Source organism: Undibacterium sp. TJN19, assembly GCF_049339485.1.
In the GTDB taxonomy this organism is placed as follows: Bacteria; Pseudomonadota; Gammaproteobacteria; order Burkholderiales; family Burkholderiaceae_D; genus Undibacterium.
The window spans coordinates 116309-138464 of record NZ_JBMPPL010000001.1 but is presented as its reverse complement, the minus strand read 5'-3'; the positions used below and the strand labels follow the sequence as shown (position 1 = coordinate 138464).

At 52.0% G+C, this 22156-nt stretch carries 18 protein-coding genes; 6 read left to right on the top strand and 12 right to left on the bottom strand.

Annotation, left to right across the window (positions count from 1 at the left end):
- Positions 1-84: 84 nt before the first annotated feature.
- Positions 85-1860 carry a tetratricopeptide repeat protein gene (locus ACO0LH_RS00595; protein WP_422939093.1) on the top strand — a complete coding sequence of 592 codons (1776 nt, stop codon included), beginning with the start codon at positions 85-87 and terminating at the stop codon, positions 1858-1860.
- 30 nt (positions 1861-1890) lie between these two features.
- Here ACO0LH_RS00595 and ACO0LH_RS00590 read toward each other — a convergent pair whose 3' ends face one another.
- The 6 genes from ACO0LH_RS00590 to ACO0LH_RS00565 all read right to left on the bottom strand — a co-directional run bounded on the left by ACO0LH_RS00590 (position 1891) and on the right by ACO0LH_RS00565 (position 11275).
- Entirely contained in the window at positions 1891-3222 is a 1332-nt protein-coding gene (locus ACO0LH_RS00590; protein ID WP_422939092.1) for an MFS transporter, read from the bottom strand.
- The gene (locus ACO0LH_RS00585; RefSeq protein WP_422939091.1) at positions 3219-4211 is read right to left on the bottom strand and encodes a PfkB family carbohydrate kinase; all 993 of its coding nucleotides are present in this window, start codon (positions 4209-4211) and stop codon (positions 3219-3221) included. Before ACO0LH_RS00585 ends, ACO0LH_RS00590 begins: the two co-directional genes overlap by 4 nt.
- Positions 4208-6148 (bottom strand): alpha-amylase family glycosyl hydrolase, encoded by a 1941-nt coding sequence (locus ACO0LH_RS00580; RefSeq protein WP_422939090.1) that lies wholly within the window; start codon positions 6146-6148, stop codon positions 4208-4210. The genes ACO0LH_RS00585 and ACO0LH_RS00580 overlap by 4 nt, the downstream gene beginning before the upstream one ends.
- A 288-nt stretch (positions 6149-6436) precedes the next feature.
- The gene (locus ACO0LH_RS00575; RefSeq protein ID WP_422939089.1) at positions 6437-8749 is read right to left on the bottom strand and encodes a TonB-dependent receptor; all 2313 of its coding nucleotides are present in this window, start codon (positions 8747-8749) and stop codon (positions 6437-6439) included.
- A gap of 690 nt (positions 8750-9439) precedes the next feature.
- Positions 9440-10498 carry a LacI family DNA-binding transcriptional regulator gene (locus tag ACO0LH_RS00570; RefSeq protein WP_422939088.1) on the bottom strand — a complete coding sequence of 353 codons (1059 nt, stop codon included), beginning with the start codon at positions 10496-10498 and terminating at the stop codon, positions 9440-9442.
- Positions 10499-10582: 84 nt separating this feature from the next.
- Entirely contained in the window at positions 10583-11275 is a 693-nt protein-coding gene (locus ACO0LH_RS00565) for a helix-turn-helix transcriptional regulator (protein ID WP_422939087.1), read from the bottom strand.
- 525 nt (positions 11276-11800) lie between these two features.
- Between ACO0LH_RS00565 and ACO0LH_RS00560 the strand changes: the two genes are divergently transcribed.
- Positions 11801-12301, top strand: a complete 501-nt coding sequence (locus ACO0LH_RS00560) for a hypothetical protein (protein WP_422939086.1) — start codon at positions 11801-11803, stop codon at positions 12299-12301.
- A gap of 159 nt (positions 12302-12460) precedes the next feature.
- Positions 12461-12733, top strand: a complete 273-nt coding sequence (locus tag ACO0LH_RS00555; protein WP_422939085.1) for a hypothetical protein — start codon at positions 12461-12463, stop codon at positions 12731-12733.
- Positions 12734-12833: 100 nt separating this feature from the next.
- On the opposite strand, the gene coaD is transcribed toward ACO0LH_RS00555, so the two are convergent.
- On the bottom strand, positions 12834-13982 hold the full coding sequence (gene coaD / locus ACO0LH_RS00550; protein WP_422939084.1) for a pantetheine-phosphate adenylyltransferase: 1149 nt from the start codon (positions 13980-13982) through the stop codon (positions 12834-12836).
- A 181-nt stretch (positions 13983-14163) separates the two neighbouring features.
- Between coaD and ACO0LH_RS00545 the strand changes: the two genes are divergently transcribed.
- Entirely contained in the window at positions 14164-14775 is a 612-nt protein-coding gene (locus ACO0LH_RS00545) for a TetR/AcrR family transcriptional regulator (RefSeq protein WP_422939083.1), read from the top strand.
- 33 nt (positions 14776-14808) lie between these two features.
- Here ACO0LH_RS00545 and recQ read toward each other — a convergent pair whose 3' ends face one another.
- Both recQ and ACO0LH_RS00535 read right to left on the bottom strand, forming a co-directional pair.
- On the bottom strand, positions 14809-16659 hold the full coding sequence (gene recQ, locus ACO0LH_RS00540) for a DNA helicase RecQ (RefSeq protein WP_422939082.1): 1851 nt from the start codon (positions 16657-16659) through the stop codon (positions 14809-14811).
- A 24-nt stretch (positions 16660-16683) separates the two neighbouring features.
- Positions 16684-17529 carry an undecaprenyl-diphosphate phosphatase gene (locus ACO0LH_RS00535; RefSeq protein WP_422939081.1) on the bottom strand — a complete coding sequence of 282 codons (846 nt, stop codon included), beginning with the start codon at positions 17527-17529 and terminating at the stop codon, positions 16684-16686.
- A gap of 268 nt (positions 17530-17797) precedes the next feature.
- Between ACO0LH_RS00535 and ACO0LH_RS00530 the strand changes: the two genes are divergently transcribed.
- Entirely contained in the window at positions 17798-18463 is a 666-nt protein-coding gene (locus tag ACO0LH_RS00530; RefSeq protein ID WP_422939080.1) for a hypothetical protein, read from the top strand.
- Positions 18460-19110, top strand: a complete 651-nt coding sequence (locus tag ACO0LH_RS00525) for a hypothetical protein (protein ID WP_422939079.1) — start codon at positions 18460-18462, stop codon at positions 19108-19110. Before ACO0LH_RS00530 ends, ACO0LH_RS00525 begins: the two co-directional genes overlap by 4 nt.
- A 28-nt stretch (positions 19111-19138) precedes the next feature.
- Here the strand turns inward: ACO0LH_RS00525 and ACO0LH_RS00520 are convergent, their stop codons facing one another.
- From ACO0LH_RS00520 to ACO0LH_RS00510, 3 genes are all read right to left on the bottom strand, one after another.
- A complete protein-coding gene (locus ACO0LH_RS00520) occupies positions 19139-19405 on the bottom strand; it encodes a YkgJ family cysteine cluster protein (protein WP_422939078.1) in 267 nt (88 codons plus the stop codon).
- Between the two features lie 107 nt (positions 19406-19512).
- Complete coding sequence (locus ACO0LH_RS00515; RefSeq protein WP_422939077.1) at positions 19513-21234, bottom strand: methyl-accepting chemotaxis protein; 1722 nt, start codon at positions 21232-21234, stop codon at positions 19513-19515.
- 310 nt (positions 21235-21544) lie between these two features.
- Positions 21545-22132: a C39 family peptidase gene (locus tag ACO0LH_RS00510; protein WP_422939076.1), complete on the bottom strand. Its 588-nt coding sequence runs from the start codon at positions 22130-22132 to the stop codon at positions 21545-21547.
- Positions 22133-22156 lie beyond the last annotated feature (24 nt).

The following is a 22156-nucleotide window of genomic DNA, read 5'->3' as shown; positions in this document are numbered from 1 at the left end:
CACTCAGGCATCGTCCAATGCCTGTCATCCCTGCATGCAAATTGTCAAACCAGGCAGCCATAAAAATTCAACTACATAGAGTGAATGACTGATTTACCCATTTTTCTTGTACAGCATGAACTGACCGCCGAAGCTGACGAGCGGGCGATTAAACGCGCTTATGCCAAAAGCCTGAAACAGATAGACCAGGAGAATGACCTGGCCGGTTTCCAGGCACTGCGTGAGTCGTATGAAGAGGCGCTGGAATGGTTGCAATCGCGCAGCAATGCGACTGTGAGCGACCCTGTCAAACCACAAGCAGCAAGTGATGATGAAAGCCCTGTCGACGAGCCAGGCCGGTCTGCCGAACAGCAATCGGCTTCCAGTCATCGTGCCAGCGATATTGATGTGACGGCGATCGCTGAACAGCTTTTGGATGAATTATGGGCGGGCTTGCGTAAGCCAGGCCAGCTTGAAGATCCTGCGGAAAATTGCCTGTTGCAGGCATTGGATGATGCGCGCCTGATCCATATGGAAACAAGACTCGCATTTGAACTCTTGATTGCCCGCTATCTTGCGCAAGGCTGGCGGCATGGTAACGGAGAGTTATTCGATGCCGCTGTCAGACAATTTGCCTGGAAAAAAGACAGACGGCGTTTGTTGAGTATGGGCAGCGCCGGTTACGCGATAGACCGCGCGCTGATTGAACTGAATATTTTCCATACCCAGCCTGCAAACTTGCAGCAGCAACAATGGGAAATGTTGCGCAGGGCACGTATTGATCCTTATCCCGATAAGGATTATCTGCGTGTAAATATTGCAGCGATGAATCAAGTCATCGATATGTGTCCTTATTGGGTCACGATGGTATCGAACAAGGCAAACATAGAAGAATGGTTTGCCAAATATTCCCGCAGCCAGGAAGTGGAAGAGGCGTATGTGCCCCTTGCCGAAAAGCCTTATTTCAAGACCAAAATGTGGCTGGGTCTTTTTGGTATCTTCCTGGTGCTTTCCATCATAGGTGGACTGATGGGAAGGGAAAAGACCTCGCCCACCCCCACCCCTGTCTTTTTGACGGAACAGGGAACGGAAAAAATTTCCACGCCTGTTGATGAAAATACGGGTGTTAAAGCCCTCAGGCCCATTGACGAAAAACTTGGTGCAAATGATCTGGAACGCCTGGGTAACGATTATTTCTTCGGGAAGGGTTACCTGCAACAAAGTTTTACAGAAGCGATGCGTTACTGGACACGTGCATCGGAAAAAGGAAGTGCCGAAGCGTCTTATCAACTGGCGTCCATGTATGACATAGGCAAAGGTGTACATAAAGACATCGACGCGGCCAATAAATGGTATGAGAAGGCAGCAGAACAGGGTGACCCGAAATCGCAAATCCTTATGGGAAATTATTATGCGGGTTCGAAGAATGAGAAAGATTTTTCAAGAGCCGCCTATTTTTATGAAATGGCCGCCACCAATGGTGATGTTCAGGCACAGCTGAAACTGGCTACGATGTATGAGCAGGGCCAGGGTATTAAAAAAGATCCGGAAAAAATCGCCAGTCTTATTCAGGCCGCAGCTGACAGCAAGAACCCTGAAGCGGAGGCCAGATTGGGCTCTTTCTATCTGCTAGGCAGCAATGGCATGGAAAAAAATGAACAGAAGGCTGCGTACTGGTTGTACCGTAGTGCAAGTCAGAAAAATGTCCAGGGCCAAAGATTGCTCGGCCATATCTATGAACATGGCTTAGCCAGTTTCCCTGTTGACTTGAACGAGGCAAGTAAATGGTATGCAAAGGCGGCGCAACAAGGTGATCATGAAGCCCAGATCAAGCTCAGTTATATCTGCTCGCAGGCGAGATTTTCAGGTTGCTGGCGTTGACTTTTCATATTCACCGTGACAAGTCCCGCCTTACTGTTTGCCCAACTTCACCAAACCCACCGCAGCCGCCGCGCAAATCAGCAACGCGCCTGCCAGCCGTATGACGTTTTCAGGGTTAGCACCCAGCCATGCCTGATAGTAAAGCGGTAGTGTGAAAATCTGGATGATCATGGGGATGACGATGAACATATTGAAAATACCCATGTACACCCCGGTGCGTTCAGCCGGTATGCTGCCTGCCAGCATGATGTAGGGGTTGCCCATGATGCTCGCCCATGCGAGGCCAATGCCTGCCATGGGGATAAATAGTAATGCAGGCTGGTGAATATTGGGGATGCTGATCATGCACAGACCCGCCACCGTCAGGCAGCTTGCATGGCTGATCTTGGGGCCAAAGCGGCGCGTAAAAGGGACTAGTGCAAAGGCGGCGATGAAGGCAATGAAATTATAAAATGCGCCGATCTGGCCATTCAATAACGCTGCTTCCCGAAAACCTGCTGATCCGGGATCACTGGTTGAAAATAGCGTGCGGCCCAGTGACAGCATGATGTACTGCCAATAACAAAACATTGCATACCATTGAAACAGCTTCACCAGTGCCAGTTGGCGCATGGTCGGCGGCATTTCCCTGATGGCCATGACGATCTCGGCCAATGTGGCGCGCCAGCCCACGGGCTGTTTTTTAATCTGCGCCAGTTGATCTGGCGTCAAGGCAATTTCTGGCGAAGTTTTCAAAGTCCATAGTATCGATGCCAGCGAAAACACCGCACCGATGATAAAGGCGGTAATGACAATGTAGGGGATCTGATGACTATTGACACTATTGCTGCTCATCCCCAGCAAGACCAGAATGGATGGTGTCAGATAGGCCAGGGTCTGCCCCAGGCCGGTGAAGGCACTTTGCGTCAGAAAGCCGACAGAATGCTGGCTGGCGTCCAGTTTGTCGCTGACAAAAGCACGGTACGGTTCCATCGTCACATTATTGGCGGCATCCAGTATCCATAACAGGCTGGCCGCCATCCATAGCGCAGGGCTGAATGGCATCAGTAACAGGCCAATACTGCACAGGATGGCACCGATCAAAAAATAGGGCGTGCGCCGCCCCCAGCGGCTGGTGGTGCGGTCGCTCAGCGCACCGATCAGCGGTTGCACCAGCAAGCCGGTGACAGGCCCGGCCAGCCACAGATAGGGCAGGCTGGCTTCATCTGCACCCAGATATTTATAGAGTGGGCTCATGCTGCTTTGTTGCAGCCCGAAACTGAACTGTATGCCAAAGAAGCCAACGTTCATATTGATGATTTGCCAGAACGACAGGCGCGGCTTGCGAACACCAGGCAATTTGCTGGAAGTGACTGAATTCATGTGCCTGCTCCTGTCAGCGGCGTTATCCTTGCCGTATCCCAGCGATCTTGCCACAAGCGGTAAAAATGCAGATCACGGGCTACCGCGCCGCGCACACCACAGATGGCCGCCGCAAACTCGTGCGCACGTTGCAGGCTGATATTCAGTGGCCATTGTCTTTGCAGACCGAGCAAAAAAATCGCTGAAAAAGCATCACCACCACCCACGGTATCAACTACCTCAGTCTGTATCGGTTGTGTGCTGCTGTCCAGATACTGTCCTGCTGCATCCACATAGGCATAGCCGCGTGCACCCAGTGTCGTGATGACGGCTTGCAAATGGAACAGCCTGATCAGGGCGGCTGCCGTATGTTGAATTGTTGTGGCATCCAGCGCAGTGTTGCGGTTTTCATGGTTCAGATAGATCTCTGCCAGTACCTGCAATTCTTCTTCATTGACTTTCAAGACATCGGCAAACTGCAAGGATAATTCTATCGTTGCCAGACTGTATTGCATGGCGCGCAGATTCAGATCCAGATATTTCAGCGCGCGGGTTTGCGTCAGCAAGGCATGCACAGCCTGACGTGAGCAGGTATGGCGCTGTGCCAGTGTGCCAAAATAGAGGATGCCCTGGTCGTGCTGCGGGCAGGTATCTGCCCTGGCCTGCAGGGCAAGCCCGGCATCGATATAGTCATAGGCTTGTTCAGGCAAAATCTCAAATGTGTGACTGCTCTTGTCGCCACTATCATCCAGTTTGACCGCGACCTTGCCGGTAGCGTGCTGGCTGTCAGTTTGCATTCCCTGCATGCCTAATTTGAAACGCTGCATGTCTGCGCTGATGAGCGCACTGGCAGCATCATTACCGATGCGAGAAATCATCAGCGGGGCGCAATCAAAATAAGCCAGCGTACGTGCCACGTTGAAGGGGGCGCCACCAATGACCTGTTCATCAGGGAATGCATCGATGAGGGTTTCACCAACAATGACGATGGCTGTGCCAGAAATTTTCATGATAAGTCTTTCGTCAGCCATCGTTGTGACCAGGCTGGTAGTTCGATGTTGCCGCTCAGGGTTTGCTGGTCGAGTTGATTGACCCAAGCCTGATGGCCGGATTGATCATGCCGTAATTCTGCCAGATCAAGTGTGATGGCATGCGCAGAAAAATTGGCGATAAACAGTAAAGGCTGTTCTGCTGTGCCGCGTTCAAATGCCAGTATGGCCGGATGCGAACTGTTCAGCAGGCGGCGTTCTGCCTGTGCGGCAAGTTGTGGCAATTGCCGCCTTGCCTGCAGCATCAGGCACAGATCATTAAATACGGCACCTGCATTGCTTTGAAATGCATAACGTGAAGAATACAGTTCCTGATCCCAGTGCGGCCTGTGCAACCAGCGGCTGTCTGCGGCTTGCGCCGCAACTTGCTGATAGTTGGCATCATTGGCTTGTGCAAACTCATCGCCCATATAAATCTGGGGCATGCCGCCAAAGCAAAAGCTCAGACCGTATAACAGCAATAGCCGTTGCCTGGCGTGTTGATGTTCATGTTCATGTCTTGCGCTGGCAAAACCGCACAAGGCCGACGTCATGCCTACGGTGCCATGTACTGCCGCCGGGTCACTGGATTGAAAGCTTGCCCCCCTGGCATAACTGTTCCCTTCACCGCTAAAAAACTGTGCTATTTTTGCCAGTCTTTGCTGTACCTGTTCTTCATCTGAGGCATCGATCCTGGCTTCAGGGCGCAAGACGTTCCAGCCTATGTCATCGTGGCAGCGCACATACGTCAGCCAACTGGTCTGTGCTGGCAGCGCAGGTGTGCCGGCAAACACGTGGCGCAACAGACTGGTGTCCTGTTCTGCCACGGCTGCCCAGGACGCTGCCATCAGGCTGCTGTGATAGGCCAGATGGCATTCGCTGATGACCGGGGAACTGCTGCCCAGATAAGCGGGCAATTGGGCAGTCTGCACGATGGCTTCTGCCTTCAGCAAGATACCGGGGGCAGCGATGTCGGTCAGGCTGCGCAGGGCCTGCAATATCCAGTGGGCTTCCGGCTGGTTCATGCAATTGCTGCCCGCCCTTTTCCATAAAAACGCAGTGGAATCAAGACGAAATACTTCTACGCCACGGTTTGCCAGCTGCAACAGGGCAGCCGCCATGCTGGCAAATACCTGGGGGTTACGATAATTCAAATCCCATTGATACGGATAAAACGTCGTCCATACCCAGGCCTGCATGTCATTGCTGTAAGTGAAGTTGCCGGGGGCAACTTGCGGGAAAACCTGGCCTAGCCGGGTTTCAAACAAATCCGGCTCACTGCGGTCCGGGTAATGATGGAAATAGTCACGGTAAGCCGCATCCCCATTTTTTGCTGCCAGTGCCCAGGGGTGGTCATCGGCGACATGGTTTAATATGAAGTCAGAACACAGGCTGATATGGTTCTGGCGCAGGGCAGCTGCCAGCTGTTCCAGATCAGCCATATTGCCCAGCCTTTCTTCTACCGCATCGAAATCTGCCACCGCGAAACCACCATCGTTATCACCCGCCCTGGCCTTCAGGAAAGGCAGCAAATGCAGATAAATAACGCCCAGTTCCTTCAGATGGGGAATGCGCCGCTCTACGCCGCGTAAATCTCCTGCGAAACGGTCGGCGTAGCAGCAATAACCCAGCATATTATTCTGCGTGAACCAGTCTGCTTGCTGGCTGCGGCTGTCGTCCAGCGCCTGCAAGGCGGCAGGGCGCTGCACAATTGCCAGTGCGAGGGTTTGCATCAGTTGTGCCAGGAAACCCGCATAGTCGGCTTCGCCGGGGAACTGATCGCGATACAGTTTTTGCAGGTTCTCGCAAAGAGCGGGAAAATGTAAGTCAAACCTGAGCCTGACGCCTGCGTGCCTGTCTGGTGGCAGCGCCGCCAGTACAAGTTGCAGAAGCTGGTCTGTGTTCGATGATGCAGGCATGATGCAGGTTGAACCTTAGAAAACTGAGGAGAAAAATGGCTCCCGCTACAAGTTGGGGTTGCAATGGGAGCCGAAGTACTACCAGGGACAAAACTGTTAAGAAGATCTTGTTAAGTTAAGCGCGGCGCTATTTGGGGCTGTGATGCTCGCCGTATAGCGGTACGACTACGTTTGTGGGTTATCAATGCGCCAAACTAGTGCCGTGCCACTCTTGATCAGAAATTCCTTAAGGCTGTGTTAATCAGCGAAAATAACGACAACAAAGCCCGCTGATTTTTTCAAAGCCTGTTAAAAACTATATTTAACCGCTGCACGGATACTGCGACCATTGATCGATCTTGCTGCATGGCCATCGCCTTCCACTTCGGTGTAGCCAATATTGTTGCCCAGGTTATTGATGCTCAGGGACAGCTGTATCTGCTCATTGATGTTGTAGTTGGCAAAGACGTTCAAAACGTTAAAAGCCGGCAGGATCAGGGTATTGGCATCATCACCGTAAGACTTGCTGGTGCCTATCAGGCTGGCACCGATGACAGCATTGCCGAAGGTATAGGTGGGTGACACCTGATAGGTGTAACTGGCCTGGCGGCGTGGTGTCTTGCCAACGACGCTCTTGTCATTGGCAGCCGTGATACTGGCATTGGTATAAGTCATGCCGCCGGTAACGCGGAAGGCATCCATTTTATAGCTGGCTTCAACTTCAACGCCCTTGGCATCATAATTATTGGCAGTGAATTTCTGGGTCGTTGCTTCAAAATTCGATTCTGCCGTCTTGGCCTGGAACAGCGTGACAAAGCTGCTGAAATTACCTGCTTTCCATTTCACCCCGGCTTCAGTCTGCTTGACGATATTGGTACTGATCGGTGTCGATCCGTCCAGCGGGTTGCCAAACATGATGCGGTCAGCGTTGAAAGCGATACCTTCGCTGACACGGCCAAACACAGCAATATCCTTGGTCACGCGGTAATTGGCGCCGAAAGAATAGGAAGTGTGATTGACGCCATAATCGATGAATTTGGTGTTCGCCGCACGATAGCTCTGGTTGACTGCCTGGTTGAAAGTGCCACTGGCATCCTGTTTGTCGTAGCGCAGGCTGCCATCTATATTCCAGTTGCCGCTTTCCCAGCCAAGGTTGGCATACACCGCATTGGTTTTGTATTGCGCATCGATATTGCGGTTACAGCAGCCACCAAACACATCCGTGCCCTGTGCCAGCAGGCCGGGTGAGCCGGCGATTGTGCCGTTCGAGTTGAGCAGGGCAGGTTTGTCACCGCTGGCCTGCATCAGGTACTGGTTGAAATTCCAGGTTACCCCCAGATTTTGCAAGGATGAATACAACCCCAGGGTGCTGGTAAATTTACCGCTGCCGGTGTCAAAAATTTTCGACAGTTTGATGTCGTTGACTGTGCTGCCCAGATCATCAATCGAGGTATTGAATACCGTTGCCGTAAATGCCGCGCCCGCATAGGCTCTGCCTGCATTGGGGCCGGTGGCATAAGTCATATTGGTTGCCGCTGCACCGCTGACACCAGCATCCGCCGGGAAGATGGAAATGAATCGGCCTGTGTTGGTGGACTTGCGGAATTTTTCATCCAGTGTCCAGCCATCGCCTACTTTCAGCGATGCCTCTGCGCCAAACGCATTGTTAAGCACATGCAGGCCATCATTGACATTGGTGGAGACGCGGTTGTTGTTGCGGTCAAGGACGATGTCACGCGTCCAGTAAGGCGAATAAAAACTGGCCGTGCGCGGGTCTATGCCGGGCAATTCAGAAATATTGCCACTCACTGTCCTGACGGGTACCGGCATATTCATGGGGGATTTGTCGTCAAGATGCTTGATGCTTAAACGCAGATAGCCATTGTCGAGTTCATGCGTGATATTGGCACGCAACTGGCCACCATCTTCGGCTGTGACGCCAGCCGGACGAGCGCTGTCGCCGTTGCGATAGAAGCCAGCGATGAACACGCGGGTCTTGTCAGAGACTGCAGTACCGTAGTCAAAATCATAGCGGGTCTGGCTAAAATCCACGCCCTTGCTGATCCCTATGCTACCGCCTTTTTCCGAGCCATTCTTGCTGATGAAGTTGATGATGCCGCCCGGTGAATTGGTGGCCATGGTAGATGCCGTGCCACCGCGCACGACTTCCAGATGGCTGAGGCTGCCATCGGCGCGCAGATACATATCTGGCGTGACAAAGGCAATATCGCCAAATTGCAGCAGTGGCAGGCCGTCTTCCTGGAATTGTACATAACGCGCGCCGCCAGCAGAAATAGGCACACCACGCACGGTCAGGTTGGCATTACCTTCGCCGCCAGAAGATTCAGAGCGGACACCGGGAATGGCGCGCAAAATCTCAGCGGCATTGGTGGGCGCTGATTGGGCAATCTGGTCAGCATCAAGGGTACTGATGGATACGCTGGCCTTCATCTTCGATGTGCCGATGGCTGTACCGGTAACGATGACTGAATTTAAATTCAGGGAATTTTTTTCCTTGTCCTGGGCTGCCGTATTGTCTTGCGCCCATGCTGGCCCCATTTGCAACACCGCCAGGGAAATGACGCTGGCCATACGCGTCATTTTGATATGTGATGATTTCATTGCTGTCTCCGCTGTCATCATTTTTGTGAAGCCGCACAGGTTTTCCTGCGCTGGCTGTATCTGGTTTTCCTGACTTGCCCGGCCAGTGATGCGGCTGTCTTATCAACGCGCGCTGACCTTTGCAAAAGACCTCCAACAATTTTCGCCGCGCTCTCTGGACGTTCGGTCACGCTTTGCGTGCTGTCGTACTCTATGGCGCTGTTATTGCGATCCCTGGTTTGCCAAGGCAAACGTTGTTGAAGATCTTTTGTCGTGCAGGTGGAAAGGATTATCAGGTAAAGCAGATTTTATTGCAATCGATTGCAAAGATGCAATGCAACATACTCAGGCAATGTTTTTTAAGAGTAACTTCATTGGTTTTGAGATGATTTTTGAAAATACGGTCAGGCAAAGGATTGCCTGCTATGAAACGTACTTCTGTAACCAAGCGTCTTGATAGACTTGAAAAGATAGATTTTGGTGATGATATAGTGTGATTTTGAAGCAACAAAGCTTCTCGATTCAATTCAAAATGCTGCGATGCAGAATAGGATTATCGGGTCTAAAGAAAGATTTTTTATTCTGTTTGATGCCGCTATTGTATTTTTTATGCAATCGGTTGCATTTTTGCAAAAACCGCATGCCACCGCAGCTCAGGCGGCATGTTCCTGCTTAAACAGATGCTGCATTTTTGATGGAAGCACGGTGTTATCAGGCGCTGCTGGCCCGTAAAATCAATTCAGTTGGTAGTAGCTGCGCGTGGCTGGTGCCATCATCAATCAGCTTCAACAGGGCTTGCACCAAAGCTTGCCCCGCCTGCGCCATGGGTTGACGTATGGTAGTCAGTGGGGGATGAAAATAGCGGGCCAGCTCAATGTCATCATAGCCCACGACAGCCACATCATCTGGCACACGAAAATTGTTTTCACGCAGGCTGTTGATGCTGGTCATGGCCAGCAAATCGCTACAGGCAAACAAGGCGTCAAAAGTCACTTCGCGACGGCATAGTTCTGTCACTGCCAGCTTGCCGCCTTCTTCAATAAAAGAGGCTGCCACCACCAGGTCTTTGTCCAGCGTTATGCCGTACTTTGTCAGCGCCTGGCAATAGCCTTCATACCGCTGTGCGACTTCGGGTAACTGTATATCGCCAAAAAAGGCAATGCGCTTGCGGCCGCACTGTATCAGATGTTCGGTAGCTTTCAGGCCGCCACTGACATTGTCGCTACCTACGGTCACGTACAATTGCTGCGGCAATTGCGCACCCCAGACCACGATGGGGACATGGCGTGCGGCCAGCAAATTCAACTGGTCATGATGGCGCCACTGGCCTATCAGTATAACGCCCAGCACGCGGCCAGTATCAAAAATCTGTGCGGCATTGTCCAGGTGTTCTGCATCAATGCGTGACAACAGCATGTCAAAACCACGGTCAGTCAGGGCATCGGCCAGACTGCCCAATATGCCCAGGAAGAAAGGGTCCGATAAATGTTGACGGGTTTCATTATCGTAGGGAACGACAACGGCGACGGTACGGGTTTGCTTCAGACGCAGGTTGCGCGCATCGATGTTGATTGAATATTTCAGTGAACGGGCGAGTTCGGCAATACGCTGACGGGTCTCATCATTGACCAGGGTACTGCCGCTAAGAGCACGTGATACGGTCGATGTCGATACCCCCGCCAGCCTGGCAATGTCGGCCATCTGCAAGCGTCTTTGTTCTTTGCTGGCAGATTTGCTCTTAGCAGGCAGGGTGGGCGACTTGATTGTCATCGTGGTGTTTTGAATATGAATGAATAGAGCAGTGAATGCGCGCGCCCAATTATAAAACCGAATGCAGCGCAGGCGGAAACTATGCTAACGCTCGGCCCTTATCCCCTGCTGTTCGCGCCATTCCTTCAGCAGGGCTTGCCGTGAACGTGGATAAGTATCATCGCTGACTTGCAGACCCTGAATGCGGTCAGTACGAAAATGGCGGAAATCGGCGCGCAGTTCGCACCAGGCGACGACGACGCGCAGGCTGTCAAAGAAAGCCAGGGCGCACGGCCAGATAATGCGCTGACTGGTGCTGCGGTTTTCATCCTGATAGCTGAAAATCAATTTATGCTGTTGGCGAATGGCTTGCCGTATCTGTCGTAACTGTTCATCGTTGCCCCCATTCTTGCTGCTGGGGCCGATGAGCAAGCCGCTGGTTTCAAGCTCGCGCCGCGCTTCTGCGGGTAATACTGCCGCGATTTTTGCCAGCGCGTCACGTGCAGCCAATGCCAGCTTGTGATCGGCCTGTTCCGCCACCCAGCGCGAACCCAGGGCAATGGCAGCGATTTCTTCTTCCGAAAACATTAATGGTGGCAGCGTAAAGCCGGGTTGCAATACATAGCCCAGCCCAGCTTCACCAGCAATTTTGGCGCCCTGGTTTTGCAGGGTCGCGATATCGCGATACAGGCTGCGCAAGCTGATGTCGAGTTCTTTTGCCAGGGCTGCCCCGCTGACCGGGTAGCGGTGGCGACGCAAAATTTGCATCAGTTGCAGCAGACGTTCAGTGCGTGACATGCAGCTTGCCCTTAAAAAAATGCGATAAAAACTTCCATCAAAATCCAGTCGCAGCGCAGGCTTTAACTTGATTTTACAGTCAGAATTTATATGATAAAAAATCATGATTTTACCTGCAATGATGACTTTATCACCAGGGGTTACCACGCTTCGGTGTATTTATAGCCCGGCTCGCCAAACCGAAACTGCAAGCTGGTATAAGGCACATCCAGGCGACCTCTATTTTTATGACATTGCTTTACATTAAGTGTGGCTACAAAGTAACAGCGTCGGCTTAGTCTTACAGTACTATCGTCCGTATCTGATTCCCTTATGCTGGTCTGCGAACTACACTACAAATCAAGAAATCACGATTTGTTCGCAAGTTTTTTTTGCAGACAAACAGGCAAGAAATCCATGCACTGACACCAGACCGTCAAGTATGCAAGCTTCAATTCTGAAAATGATTTTTACTTTTTTAATTTTACTTTTACATATGCCACATATTTTTGCCTGACTTTGCGACAGGTGTTGAGGGGAACGATCATGGATACCATTACAACTACATATGTACCTGCAAGGCAATTCGTGCGCGTACTGGTATGCTCGTCGCTTCTTTCTGTCGCTGCCATCAATACTGCCTTTGGCGCAGAGTTGATCAATACACAGCCTCAGGGGCCAACGCAAAAAGATTTGTCATATGATGTTTTAAAGGCCACTACGCAAGATAATGTTGACGCCAGGTTTGAGCAATCAGCATCTGCGGCCAACCTCGGTAGCGCAAATGGCAGTGCAATCAACAACATCAACACCAAAGGGCAGGATATGCTCGCCAGGGCCTCCAAGGACACACCCAGGCAAGGCAGCAATGCGGTGCCTGGTTACGATGAAAAACCCAATCCAACCATCAGTTCTGCTTTTGGCCAGGCCTGCTCTCCGGCAGTTGACCGCATCTGGCTTGAATATCGCATGAGCGACAAGTCTGCTTTACGCCTGCGTAATGGTGGACATCGCGGCGTCAAGGTCTTGTTGGTAAGACAGTATTGAATCAATATTGTTTTGCTGATGTAGACCCTTGATGCAGGCCATTCATGCAGATCATTACGCTTCATAAGCTACTGTGATGGGCCATGACCTGCAATGACACTCCATATCTGTGATATGGAATTTTATGGGCTTTTATGGATTTTTTATAAAGGACATTGCATGAACACCATTCAAAATCCCCCTGTTCACCCTGTTAACAGCCGTGTACCGACCATGCATTACAAAGGTTACGATATTTTTATCCTGGCTTTTCCGCGTCTTGATGGTAGCTGGTCTGCCAGTAGCGAAGTGCAAAAAGATGGCGCGATGGGGCTAGAAATTGATCAGCAGTTTGGCGGGCCGTTTAAAGCCCGTGGTGAGATTGAAGCCAAGCTTGCCGCCCTGCGTGATGCCAAAATGAAGATAGACGCCATTCTTGCAGAAGTCTTGTGATGCCGGTTTAGTCAGGTATTTATTTGCAGTGCGCTGTGTACTGTGTAGAGCGCCTTGCAAACACTGATTAGCACATTTGCTCATCAGTGCCAGGAACTGGTCAGACTGCGCCAGTGAGGTCGGCAATTTCCCTGCCCAGGTTTTCCACAGCACTTTGGCCATACAGACTGGAAAAATACGCATCCGGCAAAAGCGTGCCAGCCGTAGCCTGTTGCAAGAAATATTCAAGTATCTGCTTGCGCCTGATTTTGTACATGCTTTCTTCTACTATGGCATATTCAGCCCTGATCGCCACGGCATAATCATTATAGACATGCGCAGTCTGACCCAGTATCGCCAAGTCCACGCTGAGCATGACTTGTTTCAGTTTGTGGGTGATGGCATTTTCCTGTAAATGATCGGTAGCGCGGATCAGGCTGGCGACATCTTCTGCCTCGCCAGCTGTTTTTGGCAGGCTACTTTCCAGCCACAATCTGGCGCTGGCTTCTTCATTCGATAAGTCACCATGCGGTACGTCATACACCACATCATGAAACCAGAAGGCTTTTTTAAGCGTTGCCACATCGTCTGCGCAGGCATTGATGTTGCGGCCCCAGGCAGTAATCTCGCTCAGACCATGCACCAGGTGATCAAGATTATGATAATGCCTGGCAGCTGAGCCATAGGCAGTTTCACCAGTCAGGCGTTCAAACCACAATGCTGCTCTGGCCTGGATATCTGCATTTTCCAGTTGCCATAAGCTGGCCCAGTCCTGCTGCAGCCAGTCAATCAGCCAGGCGGTATAGGCCGGTTTTGGCAAGAATTGCTTGACGCTCCAGTGCCAGCCCACCGGCCCCTGCAAAGCACGTACAAAGCTGGAACTGACGGACCCAAGGTCACGTGGTGGCATGATGAAGATGGTCTTTGCACCATGCAGGACATCGACATTGGTTTGCTGTATCAGGTTTTCATAATCGAAATCAGAAGTATTGCGTATGCCGCGTATCAGGTAATCAATGCCCAGGCGCTTTGCAGCGCGCGCCGTGTAATCACCCTTGATCAGCATCACGCTGACATCATCCCAGCCTTGCAGTGCCAAGCTTTGCTCAATAATGGCCTTGCGCTTTTCAGCGGGGAATTGCGGTTTCTTGCCTGGGTTTTCTGAAATGAAGATCACCACTTCACTGGCCATGGCACGCGCCTCCTGTATCACCCACATATGGCCATTGGTGATGGGGTCCAGTGTTCCTGAAAAGGCGATTTTTTTCATGATGTGATCCTGACGTGCATAAAAGAAAATAAGGAATCTTATAGTTTATCCTGATAATCAGCTTATTACTGATTATTTGGTTGTTTGACCAATATTGTCAGCTTAGTGATGAAGCCATGGAAATGCAAGTATAATTTGGTCAATTAACCAAATTAAGTCAGCGTTATTCTGAAGATCTATCATGTCCAGAAGACCAAATACCGAACAGCGTCGCTCTGAAATCGTCCAGGCCCTGCTTGCGACCATGGCAGAACATGGGTATGAAAAAGCCACCATACAACTGATCGCGCAAAAAGCTGGCCTCACGCCAGGCTTGTTGCATTATCACTTCAAGACCAAGGCCGATATCTTGCTCGAACTGGTCAAGGTCCTGGCTGCCTTGTCGCGCCAGCGCTATGACGAATTTGCTGCCAACGCCAGCAGCCCTGAAGAAAAGCTGCATGCTTATATCAACGCACGGCTCGCCAAAGGCGAAGGCAGCGATCCGCATGCCGTGGCTGCCTGGGTAGTGATCGGTGCAGAAGCCGTGCGCCAGCACGAGGTGAGGGCGGTGTATCAAGAGGCGGTCAGTGCGGAATTGGCGCTGCTGCAAGATCTACTATCGGCCTGCCTGCGGGACATGGGTAAATCGCCCGACAATGTGCCACAACTGGCGGCTGGCTTGCTGGCATATATGGAAGGCGCTTTCCAGCTCGCCAGTGCCGCGCCAGAGGTCATGCCGACGGACTACGCTGCGGTGACAGCGATAGCGCTGTTGCAGCGTTATATAGCGGCTGAGAGGTCGTGTGACTGAAGCAGGGCAGTTTCCGGTAACAATCGATAAACCCTAAGCCTGCAATCCCGCAATCAGGCTGATAATTTCGCCGCCATAACTCTCCAGCTTTTTATCGCCCACGCCAGAGATGGCGCGCAGGGCGGTCAGGCTGGCGGGTTGCTGACGGGCGATTTCGCGCAGCGTGGCATCCGGGAAGATGACATAGGCGGGCACATTATGCGTGCGTGCAGTTTCCACACGCCACCAGCGCAGTTTGTCGAACAGGGTTTGCGAGCTGCCGGAGAGATCGGCTTCGGCATAATCCTTGGCCGACTGGCGTTTGTGCTTGACGGCTTTTTCTGCTTTCTTGTACTGGCGCAGCTGTACCTTGATTTCGCCGCGCAAGACCGCACGCGAAGATTCTGTCAGTTTCAGCGAACTATAGTTTTCATAATCCACAGATACCATACCCAGTGCGATCAACTGGCGCAACAGGGCGCGCCATTCAGCCTCGCTCTTGTCCGAGCCTATGCCAAAGGTCGACAGCTTGTCATGCCGCCATTGCTGCACACGTTCTGTATCAATGCCGCGCAGGATGTCGATGACATGGCCAGCGGCAAAGCGCTGGTCAGCGCGGTAGATGGTCGACAATATTTTTTGCGCAGCCACGCTGCCATCGAAAGAACTGGGCGGGCTCAGGCAGGTATCGCAATTGCCGCAAGGCGTCGCTTGCTGGCCAAAATAATCAAGGATGTGAACGCGGCGGCAATTCAGGGTTTCGCACAGCGACAACATGGCTTCAAGCTTGACGCTTTGCACCCGTTTATAGGTTTCGTTGGCTTCTGATTCATCGATCATGCGGCGTTGCTGCACGACGTCCTGCAAGCCATAAGCCATCCAGGCATTGGCGCTGGCACCATCACGGCCTGCACGGCCTGTTTCCTGGTAATAGCCTTCTATGCTTTTTGGCAAATCGAGATGCGCAACAAAGCGTACATCAGGTTTGTCTATGCCCATGCCAAAGGCGATGGTGGCACACATGACGATGCCGTCTTCACGTAAAAAACGTGCCTGGTTGCGGCTGCGATCACTGAGTTCCATGCCCGCATGATAGGGCAGGGAGGTGATACCGTTTTCATTTAAAAATTCGGCAGTTTCTTCGACCTTTTTGCGCGACAGGCAATACACGATGCCCGCGTCACCACTATGCTGGGCATTGATGAAATCGAGCAATTGCTTGCGGCCATTGGCTTTTTCAACGATCTGGTAACGGATGTTGGGGCGGTCGAAGGACGACACAAACTGCAAGGCGTTTTCCAGTTGCAGGCGATGGATGATTTCATCACGGGTTTGCTGGTCAGCCGTGGCTGTCAGTGCAATGCGCGGTACATGCGGGAAGCGCTCATGCAGCGCCGACAGCTTGATATATTCAGGGCGGAAATCATGCCCCCATTGCGATACGCAATGGGCCTCATCAATCGCAAACAGGGCGATATTGACGACTTGCAGCAGTTCCAGGCAGCGTTGTGTCAGCAGGCGTTCAGGCGCGATATAGACAAGATCGATTTCACCTTCGCGCATTTTCTTTTCCACCGCCAGTATTTCATCAAAGCTTTGGGTGGAATTCAAAAATGCCGCACGCACGCCTACTTCAGCCAACGCATCGACCTGATCCTGCATCAGCGCGATGAGGGGCGAGACAACGATGCCGACGCCATCACGCAGCAGGGCCGGTATCTGGTAGCACAGGGATTTGCCGCCGCCAGTGGGCATCAGCACCAGGGCATCACCACCATTGACGACATGCTCAACGATTTGCCCCTGCTGCGAACGAAATGCCGGATAGCCGAAAATGGTCTGCAATAAATGCAGGGCCTGATCGACGGTATTGCCCGTTGTATGGATATTACTTACTTCTGTCACTGCTGGTATCACCGATATCACTGATTAGTCAGCCCAGGTAATCGCGCCGGTATAGGCGGTTATCAGGATCATGATACCAAAGGCGATGCGATACCACGCAAACACATTGAAATTGTGTGAGCTGATATAACGCAGCAGCCAGCGTACGCAAAAGAAGGCAGAAATAAATGCCGCCACGGTACCCAGGCTGAACATGGGCAGGTCGGACATCGATAATTCTTCACGTGCCTTGTACAGCGAATACACAGTGGCACCCAGCAAGGTAGGGATCGCTAGGAAGAAAGAAAACTCGGTGGCCGCCTTGCGCGACAGGCCAAACAGCATGCCGCCGATGATGGTGGCACCCGAACGGCTGGTGCCGGGTATCAGGCCCAGTGACTGCGCCAGACCGATTTTGAGTGCATCCATGATGCTCATGTCATCCACCGATTGTATGCGGGCATGATTGACATCTTCTGCATCAAGCTGTTTTTGCTTGCGTTCCACGATCAGGATGATGATGCCGCCGATGATGAAGGCCATTGCCACAGGCACGGGGGCAAACAGCAGGGCCTTGATTTTCTTGATGAACAGCACGCCCAGGATGGCCGCTGGCAAAAACGCTACCACCAGGTTGATGGCAAATTTGCGCGCCCTGGCGTCACTGGCCAGGCCCCTCACCACAGAGATAATTTTTTGTCTATATTCCCAGCACACTGCAAATATCGCACCTGCCTGTATCACAATTTCAAATACCTTGGCTGTTTCTGTCGTGAAATTCAACAGGCTGCCGGTCAGGATCAGGTGACCAGTAGAAGAAATTGGTAAAAATTCCGTCAGACCTTCGACGATACCCATGATGATGATTTTGACGGCAAGCAAGAAGTCCATAGCGCGCTAAAAAATTAAGTTTTGACCGGCACGAAGCTTAGCATGCCGCACCCCTGGCCTGCGAGAATTTTAGGTAGAGGCAAGCCGTTTTCAGCTGACATTGGCCATGACGGCAGCAAGCCTGCCCAGGCAATTGCAAAATAGCAGCAATCTGCACGTCAGGTATCGTATTACGGTACTTTCTTAAATTGCGTTGTGATGATGCAAGTGGCTGGCGATACTTCTGACTTCAATGTTTTCAGGTTTTCGCTTCAGCCCACTCATGCAGATGTCCACTAACAGCCTCAGCAACATCATCAAGTGCAGCTTGGCTGCGGGCCTGGTGCTGGGACTGACCGCCTGTTCCAGCATGCCTGGCCATGCTGACAGGGCTGATGCAGGCAATGCCGACCTGCCTGAATACCGTTCACCCCAGGTTGAGGTATTAACAATCAATCAGCAATTCATCTGGCGCATGCCAGATGCCAACCAGCATTTCGCCCAGTTTTCACAACATATTCTGGTCGATGACAGCGTGCCTTCGCGCCTGCAGGAATTTGTTGTGACCTATAAAACGGCCAACCATCTGGGTAACCCGGGCATGTCAACCATGACCGTACAGCAATCCGATGAACTGCAAATCAGCAGCAATGGCCAGTTTGTACTGAGCGAGGCGATACCGCAAGGTTTTACGGGCAGGCAAAGTTACCGCCGCCTTGAAGTGGCCAGGTTAAGCGTCGGCAGAGACATCTATCTGCTGGCCCTGGCTAACAGTTTCATGCACCGGCCTTTGTGGCTGGCCGTGTTTGGTGCTGACGGCAGTACCGTTTATCGCGCTGGTCTGCCACATGGCAACTGGCAATTTATCGAGCATGCAGACGGGTTTTCCATGGTTGATACGCGTGGCGCGGGTCAACGCCTGGTCTTGCATCCCCTGGTTGTGGAAAGAAGATGAGTGCAGTCAAATGCTTCGCAAAGCGTATTGCGCGGGGCATCAGGGCAGGTTTAAGTATTGGTTTGTGCACGGGCTTAAGTGCCTGCTTTGTGCCCTTGCCGATGGTGGGTGGCGGCATTGCAGGCGCAGCGCGCGATTCTGATGCAGTCAGGGAAGAAGCCTGGAATTACCAGGAATTTAAGGAGAAGCACGTGCAGACCGAGATCATCAAGGAAGTAGTGCCAGCCAGGCAGCGTAGCAACCGCAACAATTATTTTGCCGACTTTGCCGAGCATGTGCACATCACCCGCAATACGCCCACTAGGATGGCGTCATTTGAATTCAATTTCGTCCGTTCCGGTACCGACAATGGTTTGCTGATACAGGTACACCATGATGGCATACGCGTCTTGCTCGAACGCATACCCGCCGCCTTTTATATGGGCGACCTGCAAGCCACGCGCATACAGATAGCTGGTCGCGATTACCTTTTGCTGGCGGCCAACTCGCGCACCAGTACCCACCGCATGTGGTTCGGCATCTTCCGCCCCGACGGCAGCAAGCTATACGCCGCCAGCCTGGAACAGTCGGTCATCCGCATCAGTCAGAATGATGACGGTATTTCCCTGTTCTTTTTGAGCGGGGATTCGATGCGGATCAAGATTTAGGATGGGGTGATTCAGGTTCGCGAAGATGCTAAGGTGCAGTTGCACGCTCGAGATCGTCAAGCCAGTGTATTGCCTGCAATCTGTCTGTGCCGCACATTTCATCTGAAGCCTGCAAGCCAGAGCAGCAGGCGGGCCGTTCAGGTTTGCCAAAAATTGCACAGCGCAAATCATCCATCAATTGCACGCAGGGTACACCAGCGGGTTTCCCATTCGGCATGCCGGGTATGGGGCTGGTGATGGATGGCGCAATGCAGCAGGCGGCACATAAGGGGCGGCAGGTCAGTTTGGTGCTCATACCCGTATTTTATCGGATGTCGCGATGTTGCAGGCTTAAAGACTTCCAGAAATAAAAACACCGTGCAGGTGGCAGGGTGTTTTCGTCAATTGCTGATGGCGTAAAATTTAAAACTCTTCCCAGTCATTGTCGGCTTTGGCGGAGCTCACTTTTTTTGCTCGTGCCTGTCTTAGTGCGAGTTTTGCCGGTTTCGCCACGGTGCGGGCGGCTCTTGCCAGCGCAGGTGCTGGCCGGCTGGCCTGTGTTTTGATGGCGAGGGCCGGAGCTTCATATTGCTGCGGGATGATGCTGAACCTGGCCACCAGTTCAGTCAGCCTGGCTGATTGCTCCTGCATGCTTTCTGCAGCGGCAGCGGCTTCTTCGACCAGGGCGGCGTTTTGCTGTGTCATTTCATCCATCTGGGTCACGGCCAGGTTCACTTGTTCGATACCGGCGCTTTGCTCCTGACTGGCAGCGGTGATTTCACTCATGATGTCGGCCACATGCTGGACGCTGGTGACAATTTCCTGCATGGTCTTGCCGGCAGTATCCACCAGCTTGCTGCCATGTTCGACCTTGCCGACGGAATCGTCGATCAGATGCTTGATTTCCTTGGCGGCAGAGGCACTGCGCTGTGCCAGGTTACGTACTTCAGAAGCGACCACGGCAAAACCGCGGCCCTGTTCGCCAGCGCGGGCTGCTTCGACGGCCGCATTCAGTGCCAGGATATTGGTTTGAAATGCAATGCCATCGATGACGGAAATGATGTCGACGATTTTGCCTGAACTTTCCTTGATTGATCCCATGGTGGCAACCACCTGGCCGACCACTTCGCCACCCTTGACGGCAACGCCAGAAGCAGAGATCACTAGTTGGTTAGCCTGCCGTGCATTGTCGGCATTCTGTTTGACGGTAGAGGTCAGTTCTTCCATCGACGATGCAGTTTGTTGTAGCGAGCTTGCCTGCGATTCTGTACGTGACGACAGATCAGCATTGCCATTGGCGATTTCAGAAGCGGCGACATTGATGGTTTCGGTGCCATGACGCACTTCACCGATAACACCGCTCAAGCCGGTGTTGATGCCATTGATCGCATGCATCATCTGGCCGATTTCATCGTTCAGGTGTATCTGTATGGTTTCACTCAGATCACCCTGAGCCATGTTTTGTGCGACAGCGGTTGCTCTGGCCAGAGGTCTGGTAATCGATGTCGTCATCATCCATGCGCAGACTGCCGATAACAGGGCCGCAATGACCGACAGGGCGATCAGCAGCAAACGGCTGGTCTGGTAGGTTTGTTGTATGTCTGCGGCAGTATCATCAATCTGCTTGCGTTGCATGGCCAGCATTTCTTCGATTTTTTTGACGTACTTCCCAGAGGCGGGGATAAATTCTTTGTCCAGCGCAGCGCTGGCTTCATCGACTTTGCCTTCTTTTTTCAGCTCGACAATTTTGTTTCTGGCGTCAAGATAGGCTTGGCGCTGTATACCAATTTCCTTGAACAATGCAATTTCTTCGGCACTGTTCATATGCTCGGAAATGCCTTTTTGCAAAAGCCCGGATGTCCTGGTTGATTCTGCCTGTTCTTCGGCAAAATAGCTGGCAAGCGAGGGGTCACTACTTTTCGCAATGGCCGTCGTGCGCCGCACGCCGGTATGGATATTGCGATACCAGTCACTGACCATGCGCTCTGTCGCCAGCGGGTCTTTCAGCAGGTTTTCAGTTGCAGCGGCAACGGCATTGAGCTTCAGAATGGCGATGAAGGTCGTGATGAAAAACAGGACGAGTATCAATGCAAAACCTGCACCAAGGCGCTTACCTACTGAAAGGTGTTTGAACAGAGCGATCATAGATTTTCTTTTTATGGGCGGAAGGGCAGTAGAAAAATGCATTCAAGGCTTGATGCATGCTGTATGTTGTCTTGTGGAATTGTTTCCAGCGCGCAATTATACAGATTTATCCATATCGGTGATTAAATTTAAGGCAGGTTTATTTTATCAGCGCATTGGTATATATGTTTGCAAATAAAATAACTTTATCCTTTATTTTTTTCCGCTGATATCATCCGGTCGCAATCAAATAATTCAGTCCTGTAGTGAATTGATTTAGCTGGCTGAAGGTGGCAGGTACATTACCTTCAGCCAGCATTTTTAGTGTCGCTTATGTACCGCTGATATTCATGCGCTGCGTATGCGTCCACTGATGGTCATAGTCGGAGACGGCAGAGCTGTAGGTACGGTAGGTTTTACCTTCGCCCGGCCATGGGTTCATGATGTAGACGTAGTTGGTACCGTTGTAGACTTCATAACCGGAGCCGACCATGATATGTCCGCCACCATTGGTCCAGCCATAACGAATGACAAAGGGGCGGTTTGCATTGATATCGCTGACGACGGTGTTCCATGACGACGCATAGTTGTAGGCATAGTTTGATACGCCCCAATGCGCCAGGATGTTTTGCACACTGCCTGATGAGCCATACATGGAGTTGGGCTGGTTGGCGTTGCTGTTCCAGTTGAAATTGGTATTGCCGCAAGCGTAGTTAAGGCCATAGGCCCAGTTGACGATCTGGCACTGGCTGGGCGTCTGGTTATAGTAGTTCAGCAGGGCCTGGCTGCTGCCGGCCCAGCACCATTGGCTGTGTTCCTGCGTTACCAGCGGCACGTTCAGTGCACGCCATTGTGCGAAGGCACTGGGGGCCAGCAGGATGCTGGCGGCGAGGCAGAGTCGGGTAATAATTTTTTTCATGATATCTCCTTGATTTATTTTTTG